Origin of the sequence: Nocardioides okcheonensis, from assembly GCF_020991065.1 — a bacterium.
GTDB classification, from domain to species: domain Bacteria; phylum Actinomycetota; class Actinomycetes; order Propionibacteriales; family Nocardioidaceae; genus Nocardioides; species Nocardioides okcheonensis.
Genome location: NZ_CP087710.1, coordinates 3,207,751 through 3,223,174 on the forward strand (window position 1 = coordinate 3,207,751; position 15,424 = coordinate 3,223,174).

The window sequence follows — 15,424 nt, forward strand, 5'->3', positions numbered from 1 at the left end:
GTGCGGCCAGCTCGGCGTTCGCGGTGGGCGAAACCCGATCCGGCACCGATCGGGCCGGGCCGGGCGTTGGACCGGGCATGACGCAGAACCAGTCCCTCCCGGCCCAGCTGCCGGTGGTGTTCCTCCACGACACGGTCGTGCTGCCCGGCATGGTCGTGCCCATCGAGCTCGACGACTCCTCCCGCGCGGCGATCGACGCCGCCCGGCTCGCGCACGACGCCGCCCGCGACGGCGCCGGCGACGCCGAGCCCACCCGCGTCCTGGTCGCCCCGCGGCTCGAGGACCGCTACGCCACCCACGGCGTCGTCGCCGTGGTCGACCGCGTCGGTCGGTTCGCCGGCGGCAAGCCCGCGGCCGTGCTGCGCGCCGAGCGCCGGGTCGCGATCGGTGCCGGGGTGACCGGTCCCGGTGCCGCGCTCTGGGTCGAGGCCGAGCCCGTCCCCGCGTCGCCGCCCACCGACGAGGTCCGGGAGCTGGCCGAGCACTACCGCGCCCTGGTCGTGTCGATCCTGGAGCGCCGCGAGGCGTGGCAGGTGATCGACACCGTCCGGCGCATCGCCGACCCCGACGCGCTCGCCGACACCTCCGGTTGGGCGCCGTACCTCTCGGCCGACCAGAAGCGGCAGGTGCTCGAGACGCCGGACGTCGGGGAGCGGCTGCGGCTGCTGGTCGACTGGACCCGGGCCTACGACACCGAGGACGAGGTCACCTCCACGATCAGCCAGGACGTGCGCGAGGAGCTGGAGAAGACCCAGCGCGAGTTCGTGCTGCGCCAGCAGCTCGCCGCGATCCGCAAGGAGCTCGGCGAGGGCGAGCCCGACGGCTCGGACGACTACCGTGCCCGCGTCGAGGGCGCCGACCTGCCCGAGGCGGTCCGCGAGGCCGCGCTGCGCGAGGTCGACAAGCTGGAGCGCTCGAGCGACCAGAACCCGGAGGCCGGCTGGATCCGCACCTGGCTCGACACCGTCCTCGAGCTGCCGTGGAACGAGCGCACCGAGGACTCCCACGACGTCGCCGCCGCCCGCGCGGTGCTCGACGCCGACCACCACGGCCTCGACGAGGTCAAGGACCGGATCACCGAGCACCTCGCCGTGCGCGCGCGCCGGGCCGAGCGCGGGCTGCAGGTCGTCGGCGGCCGCGGCTCCGGCGCGGTCGTGCTGCTCGCCGGTCCGCCCGGCGTCGGCAAGACGTCGCTCGGGGAGTCCGTCGCCCGGGCGATGGGCCGGAGGTTCGTCCGCGTCGCGCTCGGCGGCGTCCGGGACGAGGCGGAGGTCCGCGGCCACCGGCGGACGTACGTCGGCGCCCTCCCGGGCCGCATCGTGCGCGCGATCAAGGAGGCCGGCTCGATGAATCCGGTCGTCCTGCTCGACGAGGTCGACAAGGTCGGCGCGGACCACCGCGGCGACCCCGCGGCCGCCCTGCTCGAGGTCCTCGACCCGGCGCAGAACCACACCTTCCGCGACCACTACCTCGAGCTCGACCTCGATCTCTCCGACGTGCTCTTCATCGCGACCGCCAACGTCGTCGAGCAGATCCCCTCGGCGCTGCTCGACCGGATGGAGCTGGTCACCGTCGACGGCTACACCGAGGACGACAAGGTCGCCATCGCGCGCGACTTCCTCGTCCCGCGGCAGCTCGAGCGGGCGGCCCTGACGCCCGACGAGGTCACCGTGTCGGACGCGGCGCTCGGCGCGCTCGCGGCCAGCTACACCCGCGAGGCCGGCGTGCGCCAGCTCGAGCGGCTGCTGGCGAAGGCGTTCCGCAAGGCGGCCACGCGGCTCGCGACCGGCGAGGTCGACCGGCTCGACATCGACGAGCCCGACCTGGTGGACCTCGTCGGCCGGCCGCGCTTCACGCCGGACAGCCACGAGCGCACCGACGTGCCCGGCGTCGCCACCGGCCTGGCCGTGACCGGCCTCGGCGGCGACGTGCTCTACGTCGAGACGTCCGTGGCCGACGGCACCGCCGGGCTCACCGTCACCGGTCAGCTCGGCGACGTGATGAAGGAGTCCGCCTCGATCGCACTGTCCTGGGTGCGGGCCCACGCCACCGAGCTCGGGATCGGGCCGTCGGCGTTCGACCGGTCGATCCACGTGCACTTCCCGGCCGGCGCCGTCCCCAAGGACGGCCCGTCGGCGGGCGTCACGATGGTGACCGCGCTGGTCTCGCTGCTCACCGGGCGACCGGTGCGCTCGGAGGTCGGGATGACCGGCGAGGTGTCGCTGTCCGGGAGGGTGCTGCCGATCGGCGGGCTCAAGCAGAAGCTGCTGGCCGCCCAGCGTGCGGGGCTGACCACGGTCTACGTGCCCGAGCGCAACCGCCCCGACCTCGACGACGTGCCGGCCGAGCTGCTCGCCGAGCTGGACGTACGCCCCGTGGGCCGGGTCACCGACATCCTGGCCGAGGCGCTCGAGCCGGCCGCGTCGGACGGGGCGGCTCCGGAGGTCAGCGCCGCCTGACGCCCCCGGAAACGGCGCGACTCGAGCGGACCATTGTCCGCTCGAGTCGTGTCATGCCGTGCGACCAGCGACCACGGCGTACGTCGAGCGTCCACAGGTCCGCTCGACCCACGGTGTGGGCGTCCGGAGCCTCAGGCGTCCTCGCCCAGGCTGTCGTCGGCGAGGTTCTCGAGGTCGTCGCCGTGGCCCTCGGTCTTGAAGCGCTCGAAGGAGGCGTGGACCTCGGCCTCGGCCTCGCTGCGGCCGACCCAGTCGGCGCCCTCGACGGACTTGCCCGGCTCGAGGTCCTTGTAGACCTCGAAGAAGTGCTGGATCTCGAGGCGGTCGTACTTCGAGACGTGGTTGATGTCGCGCAGGTGCTCCAGGCGCGGGTCGTGGCTCGGCACGCACAGGACCTTGTCGTCGCCGCCGGCCTCGTCGGTCATGCGGAACATGCCGATCGCGCGGCACTCGATGATGCAGCCCGGGAAGGTCGGCTGCTGCAGGATCACCAGCGCGTCCAGCGGGTCGCCGTCCTGGCCGAGGGTGTTCTCGATGAAGCCGTAGTCGGCCGGGTACGCGGTGGAGGTGAAGAGCATCCGGTCCAGGCGGATCCGCCCGGTCTCGTGGTCGACCTCGTACTTGTTGCGCTCACCCTTGGGGATCTCCACCACCACGTCGAACGTCAGCACGTCTTCCTCCACACTTCTCCGGAGCCCCTCCGGCCTCATCGCACGTCCGGCAACGGGCCCGACGCGTTGGTCTCGGGGCAGTGTCGCGCACAATGGCCCCGATGCGCGAAGCGAGAGGGTCCGAACGGCGGCGACGTGACGTACGCCACTCCCGTCGGCGGTGGGTCCGCACCGGGCTCCCGGTGGTGCTCGTGCTCGGCCTCCTGGGCGCCGGGGTCGGCGCCTACCGCTACGACTGGGGGCCGCGCTACCTCCCCGGCCTTGCCGCCGACCCGGTCACCGAGCCCGAGCAGGTGCTGCCCCCCGCCGGGCTCGACCTGCCGGAGTGGAGCGAGCCGGCCCCCGTCGCCGCGCCCGTCGACACCGCGGGCACGGTCGACCCGTCCCGGGTGGCGGCCGCGCTGCGCGCCGACCTCGCCGACCCCGACCTCGGGCCGCACGTCGTCGGAGCGGTGTCGTCGCTGACCCCGGGCTCCGCGACCTGGACCTCGCCGGACGGCACGTACGTCCCCGCCTCCACCACCAAGCTCCTCACCCTCGGCGCCGCGCTCGCCACCCTCGGCCCCGACCACCGCTTCACCACCACGGTCGTCCGCGGCGACCGGCCCCGCGAGGTCGTGCTGGTCGGCGGCGGCGACCCGCTGCTCGCCAGCCAGCCGCTGACCGTCGCCGAGCAGGGGACCGCCTACCCCGAGCGCGCCGACGTCTCGACCCTCGCCGTCGCGACCGCCGAGGCGCTGGGCGGCAGCGGCCGGGTGCGGGTGCGCTACGACGACACCCTCTTCACCGGCCCCTCCGACAACCCCGCCTGGCGGCGCGACTACGTCCCCGACGACGTGGTCAGCCCGATCACCGCGCTGATGGTCGACGGCGGCCGCGAGGACGACGGCGACACCCGGGCGGACGACCCGTCGCTGGCGGCCGCACGGGCCTTCGCCGACGCGCTCGCGGCCGCCGGGTTGACCGTGGCGGGGACGCCCGAGCCGGCGACCGCGGCGCCCGGCGCCGAGGAGCTGGCGTCGGTCCAGGGCGCCCCGCTGGCCGACGTCGTCGAGCGGGTCCTCGACGTCAGCGACAACGAGGCGGCCGAGGTCCTCGGCCACCAGGTCGGCCTGGCCGTGTCCGGCACCGGGTCCTTCGAGGCCGGCGCCGCGGGGGTGGTCTCGACGCTGCAGGACCTCGGCATCGACCTGTCCGGCGACACCGTCCTCGACGGCTCCGGGCTCTCGCGCCGCAACCGGGTCACGACCTCGTCGATGCTCGCGCTGCTGCAGCTCGCGGCCGGGCCCGGCCACGACGACCTGCGCAGCCTGGTCACCGGGATGCCGGTGGCCGGCTGGTCGGGCTCGCTGACCTACCGCTTCGACGACGGCCCCGCCGTCGCCCGCGGGCTGGTCCGCGCCAAGACCGGCACGCTCACCGGCGTCCACGCGCTCGCCGGCGTCGTCGTGGGCCGCGACGGGCTGCCGATGGTCTTCGTCCTCGGCGCCGACCGGGTCGCGGCGGAGGACGGCTACCTCGCCCAGGACGCGCTCGACCGGGCCGCCGGCCGGCTCGCGACCTGCCGCTGCTCGGCCTGACCGACCCCCGCCACTCGCGGGTTTCGACGCGCGGTCGCGCCCTCGCAGGCTCGGTCGCGCGCTTGCTCAACCTCCCGCCACACGCCGGGCACTCGTTCCTCGTACCCGGCTAGTGTCGTGACATGAACCTCGTGGACTGGGACCTCGCCGTCACCGTCGGCTCACGGCTCACCGGTCCGGGGCCGCAGGTCGAGCCCGACGAGGCACACGCCGTGGTCGCCGAGCTGCGCGACGCGGCCGACCGCTCGACGCCCCTGGTCCGCGAGTTCACCGGGCTGCACACCCAGGGCGGCACGGCACCGGTCCTGGTCGTCGACCGGCCCGGGTGGGTGCAGGCCAACGCCGACGGCTTCGCGCGGATCATGGCGCCGGTCGCGCGCAAGGTGGTCGAGCGCAAGGGCGAGCCCTCGGCGATGGCCGAGGCGATCGGCTCCCGGGTGACGGGGACGGAGGTCGGCCTGATGCTGGGGTTCCTCAGCAGCAAGGTGCTCGGCCAGTTCGACCCGTTCGCCGAGCCCCACGGCCGGCTGCTGCTGGTGGCGCCCAACGTCGTCCAGGTCGAGCGCGAGCTCGGGGCCGAGCCCCACGACTTCCGGCTGTGGGTGTGCCTGCACGAGGAGACCCACCGCGTGCAGTTCACCGCCAACCCCTGGCTGGCCCAGCACCTGCTCGCCCAGATGGAGGCGCTCGCCGACTCGGTCGAGCCCGCCGCCGTGCTCGAGGGCCTGCGCCGCGGCGCGGAGGTCGTCCGCGGCGGCGGCAGCATCATCGACCTGGTCTCGACGCCCGCGCAGCGCGAGGTCCTCGACCGCGTCACCGGCGTGATGTCGCTGCTCGAGGGCCACGCCGACGTCGTCATGGACGGGGTCGGCCCGACCGTCGTGACCTCGGTGAAGGACATCCGCCGCAAGTTCGACCAGCGCCGCAAGGGTGTCGGTGGCCTCGACCGGGTGCTGCGCCGCCTGCTCGGCCTCGACGTGAAGATGGCGCAGTACCGCGACGGCGCGGGCTTCGTGCGCCACGTCTTCGACAAGGTCGGCATGGACGAGTTCAACGCGGTCTGGACGGGGCCCGAGACGTTGCCGTCCAAGGCCGAGATCGCCGACCCGGACGCCTGGGTCGCCCGCGTGCTGTGAGCCTGCACCCGTCGGTCGCCGCGGTGCGGGTCCCGGTCCGCACCCTGCTCGGCGGGCTGCCGCCCGGGTCCGTCGCGGCCGTGGCGTGCAGCGGTGGCGCCGACTCGCTGGCGCTGGCGTCCGCGGCGGTCTTCGAGGGCCACAAGCTGGGCCTGCGGGTCGTCGGCGTGACGGTCGACCACGGCCTCCAGCCCGGGTCCGCCGACCAGGCCGACCGGGTGGTCGCCCAGCTCGCGGCGCTGGGCGTCGACGAGACCCTCACCGCGCGGGTCGCGGTCGACGGCGGGTCGGGGCTCGGCCCCGAGGCGGCCGCCCGCGAGGCGCGGTACGCCGTCCTCGAGCAGGTCGCCGCCCACCTCGGCGCCGCGGTGGTGCTGCTCGGCCACACGCTCGACGACCAGGCCGAGACCGTCCTGCTCGGCCTCACCCGCGGGTCGGGCGCCCGGTCCCTGCGCGGCATGCGCCCGGCGTTCGGTCCGTTCGCGCGCCCGCTCCTCGGCGTACGCCGCGACGACACCGTCACCGCCTGCCAGGTCGAGGGCCTCGAGGCCTGGGACGACCCGCACAACCACGACCCCGGCTTCACCCGGGTACGGGTGCGGACGCGGGTGCTGCCGGTGCTGGAGGACGAGCTCGGCCCGGGCGTGGCCACGGCGCTCGCGCGCACGGCCGACCAGCTCCGCGACGACACCGCGCTGCTCGAGCGGCTCGCCGACGACCTGGCGGGGGAGGCGCGCCGCGCCGACGGGTCCGGGGCCGGCCTCGACGTCGCGGTGCTGGCCGACGCACCGCCGGCGCTGCGCCACCGCGTGCTGCACGGCGCGGTCGTCGCGGCCGGGTCGCCCCCGTCCGAGCTCACCCGCGACCACGTGCTCGCCGTCGACGGCCTCGTCACCGCCTGGCGCGGCCAGAAGTGGATCGACCTCCCCGGGCCGCTGCGCGCGATGCGTCGCGACGGCCTGCTGGTGTTCGCCCGGCCCTGAGACCCTAGGCTGCAGCCCATGGACTCGTCCCACGTGGAGCACGAGCTGGTCAACGTCCTCTTCACCGAGGAGCAGATCCAGCAGCGACTGGCCGAGATGGCCCTGCAGATCACCGCCGACTACGAGGGACGCGACCTGCTGGTCGTCGGCGTCCTGCGCGGCGCCGTGATGGTCATGGCCGACCTCGCCCGGTCGATGCCGCGCCACCTCGAGATGGACTGGATGGCGGTCAGCTCCTACGGCTCCGGCACCAAGTCGAGCGGCGTGGTCCGGATCCTCAAGGACCTCGACACCGACATCAGCGGTCGCGACGTGCTGATCGTCGACGAGATCATCGACACCGGCCTGACCCTCAGCTGGCTGGTCAACAACCTGTCGAGCCGCAACCCCGCGAGCGTCGAGATCGCCACCTTGCTGCGCAAGCCCGAGGCGCTGTCGATGCCGGTGGAGCCGAAGTACGTCGGCTGGGACATCCCCAACGAGTTCGTCGTCGGCTACGGCCTCGACTACCGCGAGAAGTACCGCAACCTCCGCGACATCGGCACCCTCGCCCCCCACGTCTACTCCTGATGCCCAGCCGGCCGTGGTGCGAACGGGTCGTCCCGCTTCACCCCGGCTGGAAGAATGTGGGTCCGGGCGGCGTGTAGCGTCGCCTCCTCAACCCCGAACCGGTGAAAGTTGCCTGTGAAGCGCATATTCAAGGGCCCTTGGCTGTGGATCGTCCTGTCCGCCTTCGTGGTGCTGCTGGCGATCCAGTTCCTCGCGCCCAACGACGGCTACGACGAGGTCAAGACCTCGACCATGACCTCCTACATCGACAAGGGCCAGGTCGACGAGATCGAGCTCAACGGCGTCGACTTCGAGATCCGGGCCACCCTCGACGAGGGCACCCGTGACGCCGGGGACAAGGTCGTCTCGCACTACGCCGAGGGCGAGCAGGAGAGGCTCTTCGCCTCCATCGACGAGCAGCTCGCGTCCGGCGACCTGAAGAGCTACAACGGCGAGATGCCGCAGCCGAGCTTCCTGGGCTCGCTGCTGGCCACGCTGCTGCCCTTCGCGCTGATCATCCTGCTGTTCATCTTCCTGATGAACCAGGCGCAGGGTGGCGGCGGACGCGGCGTCATGCAGTTCGCCAAGTCCAAGGCCAAGCTGATCACCAAGGACATGCCGAAGACGACGTTCGGTGACGTCGCCGGCTGCCAGGAGGCGATCGAGGAGCTCGGCGAGATCAAGGAGTTCCTCACCGACCCGGCCAAGTTCCAGGCCGTCGGCGCCAAGATCCCCAAGGGCGTGCTGCTCTACGGCCCGCCCGGCACCGGCAAGACCCTGCTCGCCCGCGCCGTCGCCGGCGAGGCCGGGGTGCCCTTCTACTCCATCTCCGGCTCCGACTTCGTCGAGATGTTCGTCGGCGTCGGCGCCAGCCGGGTGCGCGACCTGTTCGAGCAGGCGAAGGAGAACCCGCCGGCCATCGTCTTCATCGACGAGATCGACGCCGTCGGCCGCCACCGCGGCGCCGGCATGGGCGGCGGCCACGACGAGCGCGAGCAGACCCTCAACCAGCTGCTCGTCGAGATGGACGGCTTCGACGTGCGCGGCGGCGTCATCCTCATCGCCGCGACCAACCGTCCCGACGTGCTCGACCCGGCGCTGCTGCGCCCGGGCCGCTTCGACCGCCAGATCCAGGTCGACGCCCCCGACCTCGACGGTCGCCACCAGATCCTCAAGGTGCACTCGCGCGGCAAGCCGATCGCTCCCGACATCGACCTGCTGGCGATCGCCCGCCGGACGCCCGGCTTCACCGGCGCCGACCTCGCCAACGTGCTCAACGAGGCCGCGCTGCTCACCGCGCGCGGCAACGCCAAGCTGATCACCGACGCCTCGCTCGACGAGGCCATCGACCGCGTGATCGCCGGCCCGCAGCGGCGTACGCGCCTGATGAGCGAGCGCGAGAAGCTGATCACCGCCTACCACGAGGGCGGCCACGCGCTCGTCGCGGCGGCCCTGCCCGGCACCGACCCGGTGCACAAGGTGACGATCCTCCCGCGCGGTCGCGCGCTCGGCTACACGATGGTGCTGCCCGACCGCGACAAGTACAGCCAGACCCGCAGCGAGATGCTCGACTCCCTGGCCTACATGCTCGGCGGGATGGCCGCGGAGGCGCTGATCTTCCACGACGTCACCTCGGGCGCCGGCAACGACATCGAGAAGGCCACCAACCTGGCCCGGGCGATGGTCACCCAGTACGGCATGACCGAGCGCCTCGGCGCGGTCAAGCTCGGTGACAGCAACTCCGAGCCGTTCCTCGGTCGCGACATGGGCCACACCCGCAACTACTCCGAGGAGACCGCCGCGGCGGTCGACGGTGAGGTCAAGACCCTGCTGGGCCACGCCCACCAGGAGGCCTTCGAGATCCTCGAGACCAACCGCGACGTGCTCGACGCCCTGGTGCTCGCGCTGCTCGACAAGGAGACCCTCGACAAGGCCGAGATCGCGAAGATCTTCGAGCCCCTCACCCGCCGACCGGCCCGCCCCGCGTGGACCGGCTCGCCGGAGCGGGTGCCCTCGTCGATCCCGCCGGTCGACATCCCGCAGGAGATCCGCGACCGCGCCCTGGCCGGCGGCACCGCCGAGGAGTCCACCGCCGGTGCGGTGCTCACCCCGCCCGGCGCGGGCGGCGACGTCCACGGCGGTCCCGCGGTGGGCCCCGACGCCCCCACCCCGCCCCGTCCGGACGCACCGTGACCGACCCGATCACGATGCCCGAGCGGTCCCCCGAGGACGTCCCCCAGTTCGACCACGCCCGCGCGGAGGCGGCGATCCGTGAGCTGCTGGCGGCCATGGGCGAGGACCCGGAGCGCGAGGGGCTGCTGGACACCCCGGCGCGCGTCGCCCGGGCCTACGCCGAGATGACGCAGGGCCTGCGGCAGACCGCCCGCGACGTCCTGACCACCACGTTCGACCTCGGCCACGAGGAGATCGTGCTGGTGCGCGACATCGAGCTGTGGTCGATGTGCGAGCACCACCTGGTGCCGTTCACCGGTGTCGCCCACGTCGGCTACATCCCCGCGGAGACCGGCAAGATCACCGGCCTGTCCAAGCTGGCCCGCCTCGTCGACGTCTACTCCAAGCGGCCCCAGGTCCAGGAGCGGCTGACCACCCAGGTCGCCGACTCCCTCGTGGAGATCCTGGACGCGCGCGGCGTGATCGTCGTGATCGAGGCCGAGCACCTCTGCATGACCATGCGGGGCGTCCGCAAGGCCGGCGCCCGCACGATCACGTCCGCGGTGCGCGGGACGTTCCTGAGCAACCAGGCCACCCGCGCCGAGGCGATGGCGCTGATCCGCTCAGGCACCAGGTGACCGGGCGGGCCCAGCCGCGCCCGCCCGGTCAGCCCCGGGTCATGGGGATCGTCAACGTCACCCCCGACTCCTTCTCCGACGGCGGACGGTGGGACACCACCGAGGCCGCCGTCGCCCACGGCCGCCTGCTGCGCGCGCAGGGCGCCGACGTCCTCGACATCGGGGGCGAGTCGACCCGACCGGGCGCGACCCGGCCGCTGGTCGCCGAGGAGCTCGACCGGGTCGTCCCGGTCATCCGCGAGCTGGCCGCCGAGGGCGCCGTCGTCTCGGTCGACACGATGCGCTCCGAGGTGGCCGCGGCGGCGGTCGCGGCCGGCGCGCGCGTCGTCAACGACGTCTCGGGCGGCCTCGCCGACCCGCGGGTCCTCGACGTGGTCGCCGACACCGGCGCCACCTACGTCGCGATGCACTGGCGCGCCCACGCCGACCGGATGCGCGACTTCACCGACTACGGCCCCGACGGCGTGGTGGCCTCCGTGCGCCGCGAGCTCGAGGCGCGGCTCGAGGCGATCACGGCGGCCGGGGTGGCCGCCGAGCGGGTCGTGCTCGACCCGGGTCTCGGGTTCGCCAAGGAGCCCCGCCACAACTGGGAGCTGCTCGCCTCGCTCGACGCGCTGCTCGGCCTCGGCCGCCCGCTGCTGGTCGGCGCGAGCCGCAAGTCGTTCCTGGGCCAGCTGCTCGCCGACGACGACGGCCCCCGAGCGGTGGACGGGCGCGAGCACGCCCACGCCGGCCTGGTCGCGCTGCTCGCCGGCCGCGGGGTCGCCTGCCTGCGCGTCCACGACGTACGCGCGACGTGCGACGCGCTCGCGGTCGCCGCCGCGCTGGGCACCACGGAACCGGCCACCCCCGGCTGGCCGTCGCATGACCGGGAGACCCACCCGGACCACCCGAGGACCCCCGAGGAGGGGCAGTGACCGACGAGCTCGCCGTGAGCGGCATCGAGTGCTTCGCGCACCACGGTGTCTTCGACTTCGAGAAGCGCGAGGGACAGGTCTTCGTGGTCGACCTCGTGCTCGGGATGGACACCCGCGCCGCGGCCGCGTCGGACGACCTCGCCGACACCGTCAACTACGGCAGCCTCACCACCGACGTGAAGGCCGCCGTCGAGCGGGATCCGGTCGACCTGATAGAAACCGTCGCTCAACGCATCGCGGACGTGTGCCTGTTGGACAGTCGTGTTGAATGGGCCCGGGTCACGCTGCACAAACCTGATGCGCCCATCGACGCGACGTACTCGGACGTCGCGCTGACGATCACCAGAACGCGAGGTAGCTCATGACTGAGACCCCCAACCCGCACATCGTGGACACCGACTCCCTCACCGGGGAGATGCACCCGATCCGCCGGGTCGTCGTCGCGCTCGGGTCCAACCTGGGGGAGCGGCTCTCCTCGCTGCAGGGCGCGGTCGACGCGCTCGCCGACACCCCCGACTTCTTCGTCACCGGCGTCTCGCCGGTCTACGAGACCGAGCCGGTCGACTCGCCCGAGGACGCCGGCCCGTACCTCAACGCGGTCGTGCTCGCCGACACCACGCTCCCGGCCGCCCGGCTGATGGAGCGGGCCCTGGCCATCGAGGACGCCTACGAGCGCGAGCGCAGCGACATCCGCAACGCGCCCCGCACCCTCGACGTCGACCTGATCGTGGTGGGCGACCGCCGGTCCAACGAGGACTTCCTGCGCCTGCCGCACCCGCGGGCGCACGAGCGTGCCTTCGTGCTCCAGCCCTGGCACGACCTCGAGCCCGACGCGGTGTTCCCCGAGCGCGGACCGATCTCCGACCTGCTCGACGGCGTCGACGGCTCGGGCGTGAAGCGACGCGAGGACCTCTCTCTCGACTTCCAGTGACTCCTCCGGACGACGACGACCCGGACGAGGGTCCGCGCGGCTCCCTCCGGCCCACGTCGGCCCGCGCCCTCGGCGTGTGCGCCGTGGTCGGGCTCGTCGGGGGCTGGGCGGTCCACCCGGTGTCGGTCAGGCTGGTCGGCCACGCGCCGCCGCTGTCGTGGGTGCCGGGGCTGGCCCTGGTGCTGGTCGCCGGGATCATGGCGTTCCTGGCCTGGCAGACCTGGCAGACGGTGCAGGTCCGCCGGGCGCGGCTCGAGGTGCACCAGGCCGTCAACCGGCTGGTGCTCGCCCGCGCGTGCGCGCTGATCGGCACCCTGGTGGCGGCGGCCTACGTCGGCTACGCGGTGAGCTGGCTCGGTGACGGGTCGGCGGTCGCCGACCGCTGGATCGCCCGGGCGCTGGTGGCGGCGGCCGGCGCGGCGGGGGTGACGCTCGCCTCCCTCGCGCTGGAGCGAGCGTGTCGCACCGACGGGGGACGTCCGCAGCCCTAGGGTGGCCCCATGCCTTCCCAGCAGCCCCAGCAGTCACAGGCGTCGCGCACGCCCGCTCGCCGCCGCCAGCGCAGCACGCGCCTGGCCGTGGCCGTCGCCCTCCTCGTGGCCGGCGCTGCCCTCGTCGTCGCCGCCCTCGCGTCCGCCTCCGGCGTGCTGACCGCGGTCGCGGCCGTCGTCGCCGTCGTGATCGGTGCCGCGGCGACCAAGATCACCCACTCCGAGCTCGTCCAGACGCGCCACGAGGCGGCCCGCGACCGGGCCGCGCAGGCGCAGGAGTACCGCGTCCTCACCGAGCGCCGCACGGCCGAGTCGATCGCGTTCGCCGATGACATGAAGCGCAAGATCGCCGACCGCGAGCACGCCATCGACGTGCTCGAGCAGGCGCTGTCGTCGGCGCAGAAGAACGCCGCCGAGCAGACCCTCAAGCGCGGCCAGGAGGCCCGCCGCGCCGACCAGGCCGAGCGCCAGCGCGACGACGCCCAGCGCTTCCGCGACGACGCCGACGAGCGCGCCGCCGAGGCGATCGTCCGCGTCGCCGAGCTCGAGGCCGAGCTCGACGTGCTGCGCGCCGAGGTCGACTCGCTGCGCGCCGCCGCGGCGCGCCGCGCGCACCGCAGCGCCTGACGCCTGCCACCCGCGCACCCTGAGCGGTGCGTGAGGAGGCTTTCGCGCCGCTCACATCCCCCTCACCCACCGCCCCGGTCGTACGCCGCCGGCCAGCGGTGAGTGAGGGGGATTTCGCGTCTCGGGAATCCCCCTCACGCACCGCTCGGGCGGCGGGCCGGGGCGATGCGGAAGGATGGGGGCGTGATCCCCGAGGACAACAGGTTCGAGAGCGACCCCACCGACGCCCTCCCGGAGGATCCCGGACTGCCGGGAGGCTGGAGCGCCGAGGCCCCCGACGGGACCGACGCCGCCACCGTCGAGCGGCTCACCGCGCTGCTGCGCGGGCACGAGCGCGCCGGCCGCGGATGGGCCGGCTCGGGCGAGGAGGAGGTCCTCGTCGAGGTCTCCGAGCACGGCCTGGCGATGCGCGAGAACCTGGTCGTCCGCGACCCCGACGGCGTGATCCGGGCCTGGGGGAGCGTGCACGACCGCGCCGAGGGGCGGATGCTCTTCGTCCACATCGTCGACCGCGAGGTCGACGAGCGGCTGGCCGACCGGTGCAGCGACGTGCTGTTCGAGTGGGCCGAGGCCCAGGCCCGGTCCGTCGGCGCGGCCCGCGGCCTGGCCGTGCAGCAGATCGACACGGGCGCCTTCGCCGACGACGAGCGGCAGCACGCCTGGCTGGCCGACGCCGGCTTCGACCGGGTCCGCACCTGGTGGCAGATGAGCCGCTCGGTGGAGGCCGCCGAGGCCGAGCTGGTGCCCGACCCGGCGCGCTGGGAGCGGCAGGGCGTGGTGTTCCGGCTGGTCGGACGCTCCGAGGACGGGATGCCCGACGTCGCCGACCTGCGCGCGGTGCACGAGGTGCTCGAGGGTGCCTTCACCGACCACTTCAACTCCGCGGAGGAGACCTTCCAGGAGTTCATCCACCGCCTCCGCGAGGACCCCGGCCACCGCTGGGACCACTGGTGGCTCGCCGAGATCGTCGACGGCGACGGCGACCCCGAGCCGGCCGGCGCGCTCGTCGGCACGGTCAGCGAGTCCGCCACCGGCCCCGACGGGTCGTACGTCTCCTACCTCGGCGTCCTCGCGTCCGCGCGCGGGCGCGGCGTGGCGACGGGACTGCTGCGCACCATCGTCGCCGACGCCGCCGCGCGCGGCCGCGACCGCGTGGGCCTCGAGGTGGACGCCGACTCACCGACCGGCGCCGACGGGCTCTACACCTCGATGGGCTGGGGCACCAAGTACGTCACGGAGTCCTGGCACCGCGACGTGACCGTGGCCCCATGAGCGGGCGTCGCCGCTAGCGCAGGGACTCCCGCAGCGCGCGGTGCACGCCGCCGGGGGTGAGGACGCCGACGAACTGCGCCCCGCGGCGCACGCCGATCATCGGCCGGTCGTCGCGCAGCATCGCCGTCAGCGCCTCCTCGAGGGAGGAGTCGAGGTCGATGGCGGCCCCCAGGTCACCGGTCGCGACGCCGTCGAGCGGCTCGAGGTGCTCCTCGCGCAGGCGGGTGACGGTGAGCGTGCGCAGCCCGCCGGCGCCGACGAAGTCGGCCACCTGCTCGTCGGCGGGATGGGCCAGCAGCTCGGCGGGCGTGGCGTACTGCAGGAGCCGGCCGCCGGTGGCGAAGACCGCGACGCGGTCGCCCATCCGGATCGCCTCGTCGATGTCGTGGGTCACGAGCACCACGGTCTTGTCGAGCTCGTCCTGGAGCCGGCGGAACTCGTCCTGCAGGCGCCCGCGCACGATCGGGTCGACGGCGCCGAACGGCTCGTCCATCAGCAGCACGGGCGGGTTCGCGGCGAGCGCGCGGGCGACGCCGACGCGCTGGCGCTGGCCGCCGGAGAGCTCGTGGGGGTACTTGCGGGAGTACTGCGCGGGCTCGAGGCCGACGGTCGCGAGCAGCTCGTGGGCGCGCTCGCGGGCGGTCCGCCGTGACTCGCCGTAGAGCAGCGGCACCGTCATGACGTTCTGCTCGATGCGCTGGTGGGGGAACAGGCCGATCTGCTGGATGACGTAGCCGATGCCGCGGCGCAGCTCCACCGGGTCGGCGTCGGTGACGTCCTGGCCGTCGAGCCAGATCCGGCCGGCGGTCGGCTCGATCAGCCGGTTGATCATCTTCAACGTCGTCGACTTGCCACAGCCCGACGGACCGACGAGGCAGACCATCTCGCCCCGACCGACGTCGAGGTCGAGCTCGTGGACGGCCACGGTCCCGTCCGGATAGGTCTTGCCCACGCCCTCGAGCCGGATCATCGGTTCGCCGCTCCGTGTAGCGTCCATG

At 73.9% G+C, this 15,424-nt stretch carries 15 protein-coding genes; 13 read left to right on the plus strand and 2 right to left on the minus strand.

The annotated features are described in order from the left end of the window. Positions 1–77: 77 nt before the first annotated feature. Positions 78–2,459 (plus strand): endopeptidase La, encoded by a 2,382-nt coding sequence (lon, locus tag LN652_RS15665; protein ID WP_230441541.1) that lies wholly within the window; start codon positions 78–80, stop codon positions 2,457–2,459. A 131-nt stretch (positions 2,460–2,590) separates the two neighbouring features. On the opposite strand, the gene LN652_RS15670 is transcribed toward lon, so the two are convergent. Then, the gene (locus LN652_RS15670; protein ID WP_456238068.1) at positions 2,591–3,169 is read right to left on the minus strand and encodes an inorganic diphosphatase; all 579 of its coding nucleotides are present in this window, start codon (positions 3,167–3,169) and stop codon (positions 2,591–2,593) included. Between the two features lie 62 nt (positions 3,170–3,231). Here LN652_RS15670 and dacB point away from each other — a divergent pair, with 62 nt between their 5' ends. The 12 genes from dacB (at position 3,232) to LN652_RS15730 (ending at position 14,426) form a co-directional block, all read left to right on the plus strand. Beyond that, the gene (dacB, locus tag LN652_RS15675) at positions 3,232–4,710 is read left to right on the plus strand and encodes a D-alanyl-D-alanine carboxypeptidase/D-alanyl-D-alanine endopeptidase (protein ID WP_230441542.1); all 1,479 of its coding nucleotides are present in this window, start codon (positions 3,232–3,234) and stop codon (positions 4,708–4,710) included. 122 nt (positions 4,711–4,832) lie between these two features. Next, on the plus strand, positions 4,833–5,846 hold the full coding sequence (locus LN652_RS15680) for a zinc-dependent metalloprotease (protein WP_230441543.1): 1,014 nt from the start codon (positions 4,833–4,835) through the stop codon (positions 5,844–5,846). Continuing rightward, the gene (gene tilS / locus LN652_RS15685) at positions 5,843–6,829 is read left to right on the plus strand and encodes a tRNA lysidine(34) synthetase TilS (protein ID WP_230441544.1); all 987 of its coding nucleotides are present in this window, start codon (positions 5,843–5,845) and stop codon (positions 6,827–6,829) included. Before LN652_RS15680 ends, tilS begins: the two co-directional genes overlap by 4 nt. 18 nt (positions 6,830–6,847) lie before the next feature. Further along, positions 6,848–7,399, plus strand: coding sequence for a hypoxanthine phosphoribosyltransferase (hpt, locus tag LN652_RS15690; protein ID WP_211733696.1), 552 nt, complete (start codon positions 6,848–6,850; stop codon positions 7,397–7,399). A 114-nt stretch (positions 7,400–7,513) separates the two neighbouring features. Next, a complete protein-coding gene (gene ftsH, locus LN652_RS15695) occupies positions 7,514–9,571 on the plus strand; it encodes an ATP-dependent zinc metalloprotease FtsH (protein ID WP_230441545.1) in 2,058 nt (685 codons plus the stop codon). Between the two features lie 14 nt (positions 9,572–9,585). Continuing rightward, positions 9,586–10,188 (plus strand): GTP cyclohydrolase I FolE, encoded by a 603-nt coding sequence (folE, locus tag LN652_RS15700; protein ID WP_268932274.1) that lies wholly within the window; start codon positions 9,586–9,588, stop codon positions 10,186–10,188. A 41-nt stretch (positions 10,189–10,229) separates the two neighbouring features. Continuing rightward, positions 10,230–11,105: a dihydropteroate synthase gene (folP, locus tag LN652_RS15705; protein WP_230441547.1), complete on the plus strand. Its 876-nt coding sequence runs from the start codon at positions 10,230–10,232 to the stop codon at positions 11,103–11,105. After that, positions 11,102–11,470 (plus strand): dihydroneopterin aldolase, encoded by a 369-nt coding sequence (gene folB, locus LN652_RS15710; RefSeq protein WP_230441548.1) that lies wholly within the window; start codon positions 11,102–11,104, stop codon positions 11,468–11,470. The genes folP and folB overlap by 4 nt, the downstream gene beginning before the upstream one ends. Then, positions 11,467–12,036: a 2-amino-4-hydroxy-6-hydroxymethyldihydropteridine diphosphokinase gene (gene folK, locus LN652_RS15715; RefSeq protein ID WP_230441549.1), complete on the plus strand. Its 570-nt coding sequence runs from the start codon at positions 11,467–11,469 to the stop codon at positions 12,034–12,036. Before folB ends, folK begins: the two co-directional genes overlap by 4 nt. Continuing rightward, positions 12,033–12,527 (plus strand): DUF3180 domain-containing protein, encoded by a 495-nt coding sequence (locus LN652_RS15720; RefSeq protein WP_230441550.1) that lies wholly within the window; start codon positions 12,033–12,035, stop codon positions 12,525–12,527. Before folK ends, LN652_RS15720 begins: the two co-directional genes overlap by 4 nt. A gap of 9 nt (positions 12,528–12,536) precedes the next feature. Next, positions 12,537–13,154, plus strand: coding sequence for a hypothetical protein (locus LN652_RS15725; RefSeq protein WP_230441551.1), 618 nt, complete (start codon positions 12,537–12,539; stop codon positions 13,152–13,154). 183 nt (positions 13,155–13,337) lie between these two features. Further along, positions 13,338–14,426, plus strand: coding sequence for a GNAT family N-acetyltransferase (locus LN652_RS15730; protein WP_230441552.1), 1,089 nt, complete (start codon positions 13,338–13,340; stop codon positions 14,424–14,426). A gap of 13 nt (positions 14,427–14,439) precedes the next feature. On the opposite strand, the gene LN652_RS15735 is transcribed toward LN652_RS15730, so the two are convergent. After that, positions 14,440–15,423, minus strand: coding sequence for an ABC transporter ATP-binding protein (locus LN652_RS15735; protein WP_230441553.1), 984 nt, complete (start codon positions 15,421–15,423; stop codon positions 14,440–14,442). Between the last annotated feature and the right edge of the window lies 1 nt (position 15,424).

Excerpts from the sequence above, each read along its gene's own strand:
- folP (WP_230441547.1), top strand. The coding sequence starts at position 10,230 with ATGGGGATCGTCAACGTCACCCCCGACTCCTTCTCCGACGGCGGACGG.
- LN652_RS15735 (WP_230441553.1), bottom strand. The coding sequence starts at position 15,423 with ATGGACGCTACACGGAGCGGCGAACCGATGATCCGGCTCGAGGGCGTG.
- dacB (WP_230441542.1), top strand. The coding sequence starts at position 3,232 with ATGCGCGAAGCGAGAGGGTCCGAACGGCGGCGACGTGACGTACGCCAC.
- folE (WP_268932274.1), top strand. The coding sequence starts at position 9,586 with ATGCCCGAGCGGTCCCCCGAGGACGTCCCCCAGTTCGACCACGCCCGC.
- LN652_RS15670 (WP_456238068.1), bottom strand. The coding sequence starts at position 3,169 with ATGAGGCCGGAGGGGCTCCGGAGAAGTGTGGAGGAAGACGTGCTGACG.
- LN652_RS15725 (WP_230441551.1), top strand. The coding sequence starts at position 12,537 with ATGCCTTCCCAGCAGCCCCAGCAGTCACAGGCGTCGCGCACGCCCGCT.
- lon (WP_230441541.1), top strand. The coding sequence starts at position 78 with ATGACGCAGAACCAGTCCCTCCCGGCCCAGCTGCCGGTGGTGTTCCTC.
- hpt (WP_211733696.1), top strand. The coding sequence starts at position 6,848 with ATGGACTCGTCCCACGTGGAGCACGAGCTGGTCAACGTCCTCTTCACC.
- LN652_RS15680 (WP_230441543.1), top strand. The coding sequence starts at position 4,833 with ATGAACCTCGTGGACTGGGACCTCGCCGTCACCGTCGGCTCACGGCTC.
- folK (WP_230441549.1), top strand. The coding sequence starts at position 11,467 with ATGACTGAGACCCCCAACCCGCACATCGTGGACACCGACTCCCTCACC.